The organism is Photorhabdus heterorhabditis (assembly GCF_001280945.1).
GTDB lineage: Bacteria > Pseudomonadota > Gammaproteobacteria > Enterobacterales > Enterobacteriaceae > Photorhabdus > Photorhabdus heterorhabditis.
In genome coordinates this window covers 131,908-142,364 of record NZ_LJCS01000004.1, presented here as the reverse complement: position 1 = coordinate 142,364, position 10,457 = coordinate 131,908, and the positions used below count along the sequence as shown (strand labels likewise).

Annotated in this window: 9 protein-coding genes, 1 tRNA gene and 1 pseudogene; 5 read left to right on the top strand and 6 right to left on the bottom strand. The window is 43.4% G+C overall.

Annotation, left to right across the window (positions count from 1 at the left end; genetic code table 11):
• Nucleotides 1-114: pseudogene (locus AM629_RS23200) on the top strand (IS5/IS1182 family transposase); the annotation flags it as partial.
• A gap of 252 nt (nucleotides 115-366) precedes the next feature.
• On the opposite strand, the gene AM629_RS03130 reads toward AM629_RS23200, so the two are convergent.
• A tRNA-Ile gene (locus tag AM629_RS03130) sits at nucleotides 367-443 on the bottom strand.
• Between the two features lie 242 nt (nucleotides 444-685).
• Between AM629_RS03130 and AM629_RS03125 the strand changes: the two genes are divergently transcribed.
• Nucleotides 686-1,450, top strand: a complete 765-nt coding sequence (locus tag AM629_RS03125; protein ID WP_054476052.1) for a GNAT family N-acetyltransferase — start codon at nucleotides 686-688, stop codon at nucleotides 1,448-1,450.
• 76 nt (nucleotides 1,451-1,526) lie between these two features.
• Here AM629_RS03125 and rpoD read toward each other — a convergent pair whose 3' ends face one another.
• The 3 genes from rpoD to rpsU form a co-directional block, all read right to left on the bottom strand.
• Nucleotides 1,527-3,371 (bottom strand): RNA polymerase sigma factor RpoD, encoded by a 1,845-nt coding sequence (gene rpoD / locus AM629_RS03120; RefSeq protein ID WP_054476051.1) that lies wholly within the window; start codon nucleotides 3,369-3,371, stop codon nucleotides 1,527-1,529.
• A 172-nt stretch (nucleotides 3,372-3,543) separates the two neighbouring features.
• Nucleotides 3,544-5,289: a DNA primase gene (gene dnaG, locus AM629_RS03115; protein ID WP_054476049.1), complete on the bottom strand. Its 1,746-nt coding sequence runs from the start codon at nucleotides 5,287-5,289 to the stop codon at nucleotides 3,544-3,546.
• A gap of 121 nt (nucleotides 5,290-5,410) precedes the next feature.
• Entirely contained in the window at nucleotides 5,411-5,626 is a 216-nt protein-coding gene (gene rpsU / locus AM629_RS03110) for a 30S ribosomal protein S21 (protein WP_001144069.1), read from the bottom strand.
• Between the two features lie 302 nt (nucleotides 5,627-5,928).
• On the opposite strand from rpsU, the gene tsaD reads away from it, so the two are divergent.
• Nucleotides 5,929-6,942 (top strand): tRNA (adenosine(37)-N6)-threonylcarbamoyltransferase complex transferase subunit TsaD, encoded by a 1,014-nt coding sequence (tsaD, locus tag AM629_RS03105; protein WP_054476047.1) that lies wholly within the window; start codon nucleotides 5,929-5,931, stop codon nucleotides 6,940-6,942.
• Nucleotides 6,943-7,013: 71 nt separating this feature from the next.
• On the opposite strand, the gene plsY is transcribed toward tsaD, so the two are convergent.
• A complete protein-coding gene (gene plsY / locus AM629_RS03100) occupies nucleotides 7,014-7,670 on the bottom strand; it encodes a glycerol-3-phosphate 1-O-acyltransferase PlsY (protein WP_054476045.1) in 657 nt (218 codons plus the stop codon).
• 107 nt (nucleotides 7,671-7,777) lie between these two features.
• Here plsY and folB point away from each other — a divergent pair, with 107 nt between their 5' ends.
• Complete coding sequence (folB, locus tag AM629_RS03095) at nucleotides 7,778-8,128, top strand: bifunctional dihydroneopterin aldolase/7,8-dihydroneopterin epimerase (RefSeq protein ID WP_152911964.1); 351 nt, start codon at nucleotides 7,778-7,780, stop codon at nucleotides 8,126-8,128.
• Nucleotides 8,129-8,305: 177 nt separating this feature from the next.
• Entirely contained in the window at nucleotides 8,306-9,124 is an 819-nt protein-coding gene (bacA, locus tag AM629_RS03090; protein WP_054476041.1) for an undecaprenyl-diphosphate phosphatase, read from the top strand.
• 95 nt (nucleotides 9,125-9,219) lie between these two features.
• Here bacA and AM629_RS03085 read toward each other — a convergent pair whose 3' ends face one another.
• Complete coding sequence (locus AM629_RS03085) at nucleotides 9,220-10,446, bottom strand: multifunctional CCA addition/repair protein (protein ID WP_054476039.1); 1,227 nt, start codon at nucleotides 10,444-10,446, stop codon at nucleotides 9,220-9,222.
• Nucleotides 10,447-10,457 lie beyond the last annotated feature (11 nt).

The window sequence follows — 10,457 nt, the reverse complement described above, 5'->3', positions numbered from 1 at the left end:
TTTTTGAAAGGTAATCGACGTATTGCAACACGCTATGAAAAAACAGCACGAAACTATCTGTCGATGGTGAAATTAGGCTGTATTCGACTCTTTTGCCGGAGATTATATAATTAAGGGACACTACCTAGCGCGGTCTTGTGGCTATTAGAAAATTGAAATCAGCTAAGTTAAGTAAATATATTTTTATTGGCAGAAAATTTTTTTCGCGTTTGGTTCGCTCGGTCAAAAAATAATCTTCATTGTGTATGAATAATGGCACAACAGGGATATGAAAATTTTTTCAGGGGACAAAAAGGGAGCACTGACTGAAAGACATAAAAAAACCACTCCTGCTTGAGTGGTCTATCTGTTTTTACAGAGAAAATCTGGTGGCCCCTACTGGACTTGAACCAGTGACCAAGCGATTATGAGTCGCCTGCTCTAACCAACTGAGCTAAGGGGCCGTTGGATGGAAGGGATTATACGTACAGTTTTGCTTGCGGTCTAGATCTATAAATTTATATGACCACTTTGTATACAAAATTAAGTTTTTATTAAGTAGTAAAAGAGGTTAACGATATATATTGGCTTTTTTTACGGCTAATTTAACGTTTTTATAAGTTATCGATTTAATTTTTAATAAGATATTTTGTGTTGTTGGTTATATTATGATCACGATAATCAATGTATTTTTATGGGTGATTATATGAATAATAAACATCTTCCTTCTGCTTCTTCTTATCACCAGATAGAAAACTACTTTTTCTCGTCTATTAGTCAATTCTCTCAACACATAAACGAGTATGTGCGGGTATATGTGACGGGGATCGAAGTGGATATTTTTAATTTTTTGTTGGTGACAAAAGGATGTGTTGACATAAGTGATGCTCTACGTTCAGGTATTAAATTCTTAGAACATACTGGGTTACCTTTTGGTATTGTTTTTGTTGAGGATGAAGTTCAGCGTGTTCAGCAAGATATCCAGCAAGCCAATCTTGTTATTGGTGGAAAGACCACCGCTATGCAATTAAATATGTCTGAGTGGCATAGTGAACCCGTCAATCACGATATTCGATGTGTTGATGCTGTTTTGCAGGATTGGTCTATTCCGCTTGAGAGTGCTTTTGCATCTGAGGAATATAATGTCATCAGGCAATATCAGGAACGGCATCAGATGGCAATTGAAGCAGGAAAAGAATTAAAACATTATGCGCTGTACATAGATGGTAATCCTGTTTGTTCTTTGACTTTATCAATATTGGATAATATGGCTCGTCTGGATGATATTGGTACGGTTGTGGAGATGCAGGGAAAAGGATATGCAACTGCATTGATAAAATATGCTCTAAATGAGGCGAAGATTAATGGTGCGGTAGTTTGTTACCTGGAAGCTTCATCTGTTGGTGCTTCTTTGTATCGACGTCTCGGTTTTACTCCATTGTTTGATTATCAGAGTTTTTATCGCGATTGACATTGGTATTGTGTGTAAAAAAACAAAGCGTCTGCCGGAACAGACGCTTTTCAATCAGCGTGACTAAAATTTCTGATTATTCATCAAGGAAACTACGCAGAACTTCAGAGCGGCTTGGATGACGCAGTTTACGTAGTGCTTTCGCCTCGATCTGACGAATACGTTCACGGGTAACGTCAAACTGTTTACCAACTTCTTCCAGTGTATGGTCAGTATTCATATCGATACCGAAACGCATCCGCAGTACTTTTGCCTCACGAGCGGTCAGGCCAGCCAGAACATCGTGGGTTGCTGAACGCAGGCTTTCTGAAGTCGCAGAATCTAGCGGTAATTCCAGCGTTGTATCTTCAATAAAATCACCCAGATGTGAATCTTCATCATCACCAATCGGAGTTTCCATTGAGATAGGTTCTTTGGCAATTTTCAGTACTTTACGGATCTTGTCTTCCGGCATTAACATGCGTTCTGCCAGTTCTTCCGGTGTCGGTTCACGCCCCATTTCTTGCAACATCTGGCGAGAAATACGATTGAGTTTGTTAATTGTCTCAATCATGTGAACGGGAATACGAATGGTACGAGCTTGGTCGGCAATAGAACGTGTGATTGCCTGACGTATCCACCATGTAGCGTAAGTTGAGAACTTGTAACCACGACGATATTCAAATTTATCAACCGCTTTCATCAGACCGATATTTCCTTCCTGGATTAAATCCAGGAATTGCAGACCTCGGTTGGTATATTTTTTGGCAATTGAGATAACCAGACGTAAGTTAGCTTCAACCATCTCTTTTTTCGCTCGGCGGGCTTTTGCTTCACCGATGGACATTCGCCGGTTGATATCTTTCACCTGTTCAATAGTTAAACCGGTTTCTTCTTCAATCTGACGAAGTCTTTGCAGGCTACGTTGTACTTCTTCCTCAATCTCAAGTAACTTTTCAGACCATGGTTTGTTCATTGCTTTTGCAGCGGTGAACCAGATGTCACTGGTTTCATTACCGGAGAATAAAGTGATGAAGTTCTTCTTCGGCATTTTGCACTGCTCAACACACATTTTCATGATTTGGCGTTCTTGAAGACGAACGCGATCCATCATAGAACGCATGTTGTTAACCAAGTAGTCAAACTGTTTTGGTACCAGACGGAACTGTTTGAAAACTTCTGACAGTTTTAAGATTTCGGCAGCAGTATTTGGATGGCTGCGGCCATTTTTCTTAATTTCCTGGCGGGTGATTTCATACTGTTCGTTCAATTCCTGGAATTTCTGACGAGCTAATTCCGGATCAATGCTGTTGTCATCATCGCTATCGTCGTCGCTGTCTTCATCGTCTTCATCATCATCGTCATCAAGTTCTTCTTGTGGGAGCTCAGAACCAACGTGAGTTGCGGTAGGTGCGAGGTCTTCTTCTGCGTTCGGGTCAACGAAACCAGTAATTAGATCTGACAGGCGAGCTTCACCTGCTTCTACGCGGTCGTACTGTTCCAATAAATAGGTAATTGCTTCAGGATATTCAGCAACAGAGCATTGTACCTGATTGATGCCATCTTCAATGCGTTTAGCAATGTCAATTTCACCTTCCCGGGTCAATAATTCAACGGTACCCATTTCACGCATGTACATACGTACTGGGTCGGTGGTACGGCCGATTTCAGATTCAACACTAGACAGGACTTGTGCAGCAGCTTCCACCGCGTCTTCATCTGTGTCGTTAGTAGTTTCTGCTAGCATCAGATCATCGGCATCAGGTGCTTCTTCCATTACCTGAATGCCCATGTCATTGATCATCTGGATGATATCTTCGATCTGATCGGAATCGACGATATCTTCCGGCAGATGGTCATTGACCTCAGCATAGGTCAGATAGCCTTGCTCCTTACCACGGGTGACAAGTAGCTTTAGCTGTGACTGCGGGTTTTGCTCCATAAGACGGTATCCACACTTCAGAGTATTTGGGTTGGTGTCGGTCGGCGAAACTAATCTGCCAACAATAACATTTAGGGGCATTTTCATTATATTGCCACTGCCCACTTAATAGTGGCAAAACGTAGGGTTTTTTCCCTACTTAAATGCGGCATTTAAGCCGTGAATTCAGTGTCTACTTTCTGGCACGGGACTCATTAATCAAGCGGACTTCTTCACGCTCTTCCGGTGTCAGACCTTCAGTTCTTGCTCTAGCGATAAGAATGTCTAAGCGCTCTTCTAACGCAGAATCGACGAGGTGATCCAATGCGTCACGAAATGTATTTTCTGCTATCTCTTCTACTTGTATATCGTTCCATGCAGCTAATTTTTCAAGTTGTTTACTAAATTTAGTATCCCGATATTGCTCTAGCAGTTGTCCAGTTGTCAGCCCTGGCTGAGTAAGGCAAACCTCTACAAGTTCCATAAATAATGGTAAGCCTGCAATCTTGGCCTGCATAATTCCCTGTAGAGGGGGAACTAAAGCGGCTAAGTGTGGGTTTTGCACCAACAGTCCTATAAGTATACGCATAGTTGTCGGTTTTAGCTGTGGCATCTGATAATTATTCCCGTTTTCCAGACGCTGTGGTAATAAACGTTCCAACTGTACTGCATCGGGAATACCTATCATATTACCGAGTTCTTGTCTCATATAGAGACGTAAAGTTTCTCCCGGAATCTGGTTGATCAATGGTACGGAAAGTGAGCTGAGCTTGGTTTTTCCTTCTGGACTACTTAAATCAACTTGTGGCAATAATGATTCGAATAAAAATTCGGACAGTGTATGAGACTGTTCCATTCTTTGTTCAAATGCTTTACGGCCTTCTTTACGGACCAGTGAATCAGGATCTTCACCATCAGGCAAAAACATAAAACGTAACTGCCTACCATCATTTAGATAAGGAAGTGCCGTTTCCAACGCTCGCCATGCAGCATCGCGCCCGGCTCTATCCCCATCGTAACAACAGATAATGTTATCGGTAGCGCGGAAAAGTAACTGAATATGTTCCGATGTTGTCGAAGTACCTAATGAGGCAACCGCATAATCAATACCAAATTGCGCCAGCGCCACCACATCCATGTAACCTTCAACAACTAATAACTGTGAAAGCTCATTGTGGTTTTGTTGTGCTTCGTAAAGGCCGTATAGCTGGCGGCCTTTATGAAAAATATCAGTTTCTGGCGAGTTGAGGTATTTCGGGAGTGCATCTCCCAGAACTCGTCCACCAAATGCAATCACGCGTCCTCTGCGGTCACGGATTGGAAACATCACTCGTTCGCGGAAACGGTCATAAGTGCGGCCATTGTCATTTGCGACTAACATGCCAGCATCATTCAATTGTTGACGTTCTTCCGCGTTATGGACAAACCGTTTCAAGGTGTTATCCCAACCAGCGGGAGCAAAACCAATCGAGAAACGGTGGATAATTTCTTCACTAAGTCCGCGTTGAGCCAGATACTGCCGGGCTTGTTGTGCAGCGGAGGTATTTAATGAATTCTGATAGAAGCTGTTGAGCTTATCCATCAGTTGATAAAGATTTTGTCTTTGGTGGCGTTCTATCTGACTGCTGCCAGAACCTGATTCATAAGGTACTTCCAGACCGTGCATGGCTGCCAATTCTTCGATGGATTCAACAAATTCAAGTCTGTCGTAATTCATCAGAAAGTCGATGGCGTTGCCATGAGCTCCACAACCAAAGCAATGATAAAACTGTTTATCGCCATTAACAGTAAACGAAGGCGTTTTTTCGTTATGAAACGGACAGCACGCGTGGTAATTTTTACCCTGTTTTTTAAGTGGTACACGAACATCGATCAACTCGATGATATCGGTACGAGCTAATAAGTCATTGATAAATACGCGTGGAATTCGTCCAGCCATAAGCCCTTTTTACGCCTGTTGATGAACGACAATAAGCCGCGCTTCCTTTTGGAAAGCACGGCCTTTATCTGCAACTACTATTGTCTGCAAATTTAACCACTGTGCGGGTGAACCGCAAGGATTAGTACAGACGAGTGCGGCGTGCGTTTTCGCGAGCCAGCTTCTTAGCGTGACGTTTTACAGCAGAAGCTTTAGCGCGTTTACGTTCAGTCGTTGGTTTTTCATAGAATTCACGACGGCGAACTTCTGCTAACACACCTGCTTTTTCGCAGGAACGTTTGAAGCGACGCAGTGCTACGTCGAATGGCTCGTTTTCACGTACTTTAATTACCGGCATGTGCCTCTCACCTCAATAGAAATCGGTTTTGCTGGCGTGATATGCCAGCCATCTTAAAATGGTGCGGAATTTTACTTCAATGGATACGGCTTTGTAAAGCGCCGCAGCAAATTGAAACAACATTACATAGCGACCTGCAATGAGATTTGCAAATCAGTTCTGTAATATTGACGATAACCACACAGGAAATTCACGTAGGGCGCTGATTATAGACTAAACAGTTAAAATAGTCAGCACGTAAACCACGCAAATTATCTCATTAATGATAAACTGGCTCTCTTCCGTGGATTATAGGTAGTGTAATGCGAGTTTTAGGTATAGAAACGTCTTGCGATGAAACCGGAATCGCAATTTATGACGGTAAAGCCGGTTTATTGGCAAATCAATTATATAGTCAGATTAAACTACATGCTGATTACGGCGGTGTCGTGCCTGAACTGGCTTCACGTGACCATATCCGCAAAACAGTTCCCCTAATTCAGGCTGCTTTGAAAGAAGCAAAATTAACAAGTAAAGATATTGATGCAGTTGCTTATACGGCAGGTCCTGGTCTGGTCGGTGCATTGCTGGTAGGGGCGACTATCGGCCGTTCTCTGGCGTTTGCCTGGGATGTTCCAGCTGTTCCGGTGCATCATATGGAAGGGCATTTACTGGCTCCGATGCTGGAAGATAACAGTCCTGAATTTCCGTTTGTGGCTTTGTTAGTGTCTGGTGGTCATACTCAGCTTATTAGCGTGACGGGTATCGGTAAATATGAGCTGCTTGGCGAATCAATAGATGATGCGGCTGGTGAGGCATTTGATAAGACAGCTAAATTATTGGGATTGGACTATCCGGGTGGGCCGCTACTTTCCAATATGGCTCAGAAAGGGGAATCAGGGCGTTTTGTGTTTCCTCGTCCGATGACCGATCGTCCTGGGCTGGATTTCAGTTTTTCCGGGCTGAAGACTTTTGCGTCTAATACTATCCATAACAACAGCAATGATGAGCAGACCAGAGCGGATATTGCTCGTGCTTTTGAAGATGCGGTAGTTGATACATTAGCGATCAAATGTAAAAGGGCGCTTGAGCAGACCGGATTCAAACGGCTGGTAATGGCTGGTGGTGTCAGTGCTAATCGTACGTTGCGCGCTAGAATGGAAGAGGTCATGACCAAGCTGGAGGGGGAAGTATTTTATGCACGTCCAGAATTCTGTACAGATAATGGGGCCATGATTGCGCTTGCCGGTATGATCCGTTTGAAAGGGGGAGTGAGTGACTCTCTTGGAGTGACTGTTAAAGCACGTTGGCCTTTGTCTGAATTACCTGCGTTGTAATCCTTCTTTATATAATGGAAATAAAAAACCAGTAATTCGGTCAGTTACTGGTTTTTTATGCAGATCTGTTGTTAATCTTCTTTTCCTTCTTCATTCTTTGCCTGGATTTTTTCTTGTTCAGTCATCTCTTTTTTCTTTTTCAACTTGTTCCAGATGCGGCTTTCCTGGCCGCGCCAAAGGCGTTGAATATTATCATGGTGACGTAGTAGCACCAGACAGCAGAGCATGGCAACTGGAAAAGTAAATTCAGGTTTAAACCACCAAACATAGAAAGGAGCTATCAGGGCACTGACAATTGCACCTAAAGAGGAGTAACCACTCAGTAAGACTGTCAGCAGCCAAGTACCAGTCATCAAACCCGTCAGATCCCAGCCAATGGCCGCAATAGCACCAAAAGCAGTTGCAACACCCTTACCACCTTTAAAATGGAAAAAGATTGGGTAAATGTGACCGAGACAAGCGGCTATTGCCGTAATCCCCAAATAGAAAGGGGATACATTAAGCTGATAAGCCAGCCAGACTGGGATCATTCCTTTCAGAACATCAAAAATCAGTACTATTGCCGCGGTACTACGGCCACCAATCCGCAATACGTTTGTCGCTCCTGGATTGCCTGAGCCATGCTGACGTGGATCAGGTAGCCCAGCCAGACGGCAGATCAGTATTGCGCTGGAGATCGAACCGCAAAGATACGCGAAGGTAATCATACCAAGCGCGATAACACTCATAATGTCTCTCCAATAATAATGGTCGTTTTCTTAGCTTAACCATGGATAATACGCATATTTAGTCGGAAGTGGTATCCGGCAAGTTGAAAAAACAGGAAAGCGACGTGATGGATATCGTATTTATTGAGGAATTAGTTGTCATCACTACAATTGGTGTTTATGACTGGGAACAGACTGTTAAGCAGAAGTTAGTGTTCGATATCGAAATGGGATGGGATAACAAACGCGCATCTTCCAGTGATAATGTTGAACATTGTCTGGATTACGCTAAAGTTAGTGAAGCGGTTATCAACCATGTAGGAAATCAGAATTTTGCTCTGGTTGAAAGAGTGGCCGAAGAGGTGGCTGAGCTGCTGTTAAACCGCTTTAATTCACCATGGATACGGGTAAAAGTCAGTAAACCGGGGGCTGTGGCACAGGCTCGTCAAGTCGGTGTTATTATTGAAAGAAAAAAATAGTCTGAGCAGCAGTGAATTCAGTTGTCATATTGTTGTCAATATTCCTGCCATAATCTGGCATGCAGTATTGCCAAGTTTAATAATATGTCAATTTGATTAATGACAATGGGAAAATGGCAGCCGGGTTACTCTAGGTTGCCGTTTCGGATATTTGTTAATGGAGTGCGACTTCTCTATATGACTGACCTTTCTACCTTGTTTCATGCATTTATTCTTGGTGTTGTTGAAGGGCTGACTGAATTTCTTCCTGTTTCCTCTACCGGTCATATGATTATTGTTGGCCACTTACTGGGGTTTACTGGTGATAAAGCTGAGACATTTGAGGTGATTATTCAGCTTGGATCTATTCTTGCCGTGGTGGTTGTATTTTGGCGTCGCCTGTTTGGGTTAATTGGTATTCACTTTGGTGAAGTTCCTCGTGAAGGTAAAACCAACGGCAAACTGAAATTGAGCCACATTATTCTGGCAATGTTGCCTGCGGTGACGCTTGGGTTGCTGTTCCACGATACTATCAAGTCACTGTTTAACCCGCAAAGCGTTATGTATGCCTTGGTTATTGGTGGTGTGTTGTTAATTACAGCAGAAATCCTGAAACCTAAGACACCGACGGCAGAAGGGCTGGATGATATTACTTATCGCCAGGCTTTTATGATTGGTTGTTTCCAGTGTCTGGCATTATGGCCGGGATTCTCCCGCTCAGGAGCGACAATTTCTGGTGGAATGCTGATGGGGGTTAACCGTTATACTGCATCAGAATTCTCCTTTATTCTGGCGGTGCCAATGATGATGGGGGCGAGTGGGCTGGATCTCTATAAGAGCCTGCATTTTTTGACTGTCTCTGATATCCCAATGTTTGCTGTTGGTTTTGTTACTGCATTTATTGTTGCGTTGATAGCAATTAAAACCTTTCTGACATTGATTAAACGTATTTCTTTTATCCCGTTTGCTATCTACCGTTTTATTGTAGCTGCCGCCGTTTACTGGGTATTTATGTAGTGAATGATATCCCCTGATATCGATCTCATTCAGATATCATCCAAAGTTCGATATTAGGGGAAGTACAGAGTATCTCGATCCTCCAAACAACGGCGCTAACTTTGCTGTTGTTTCCATTCAGCCAGTGCTTGCTGACGTTGACGTCGTAACTCATTACCAATATCAGCGCCACGCAATCCGCTGGCGACAATATTTTTCACCTGAACTTGGCTGGCAACCTTAAATGCCTGCCGCAGATAATTACCTTGAGGATAGGGGGTATTTTCAAAACCGGTACGGCCCCGTGCATCTGCTTTACTGGTAATAATTAACTGCTCTATCCGTTGAGGTTTACGCCATGCATCAACAGAATCAAATAACCTAAGTAATGTTTTTGGCCGTAATTGATCAACGGTATGTACCAAATCATGATACTGAGCGGCCAGTTTTGCCAAATCACGGGCAGAATTAGGAACACGCAGACGTTGGCACAACTGATCCACTAACTTAATGCCTGCTGGACCATGTCCGTAATGATGAGGCCACTGTTCAGGTGGTGTCAGTGCTTTACCGAGATCATGACATAGCGCAGCAAAACGGCTATCCACTTCATTTGTCAGCTCTGCTGCAACTTTTAGCACCATCAACGTATGAATACCGGTATCAATCTCAGGGTGCCATTTTTCTGGGGCCGGAACACCAAACAGATTATCAATTTCAGGGAACAGTACAGCCAGCGCGCCGCAGTCACGTAAAATCTGAAAGAAAACTTGCGGGGAATGAGTAGAAAGGGCTTTTTCTGTTTCTTTCCAGACACGCTCCGGTGTGAGTACTGATAACTCTCCGTTGGTTGCCATATTTGACATTAAGGTTTGTGTTTCTGGTGCGATAGTAAACCCTAAATGTGCGAAACGTGCAGCAAAACGGGCTACTCGTAATACCCTTAGTGGATCTTCAGAAAAAGCATCAGAAACATGGCGCAAGATACGATTATTTAAGTCATCAATGCCATGATAAGGATCGATAAATTCGCCATCAGGCGTTTGAGTAATTGCATTAATTGTTATATCACGGCGCAGCAAATCGTCTTCTAGGGTGACATCTGGCGCGGCATAACAGGTAAAACCTGTATATCCCAAGCCAGATTTTCTCTCAGTACGCGCCAGTGCATACTCCTCATGAGTTTTGGGATGTAAGAATACGGGGAAATCTTTACCAACTTGCTGATATCCTTGGGATAATAGCTCTTCTGGTGTTCCGCCAACCACAACCCAATCCCGTTCTTTCACAGGAAGGTTTAGCAGGCGGTCACGTACTGCACCGCCAACCAGATAGATTCTCACTGCAATATTCC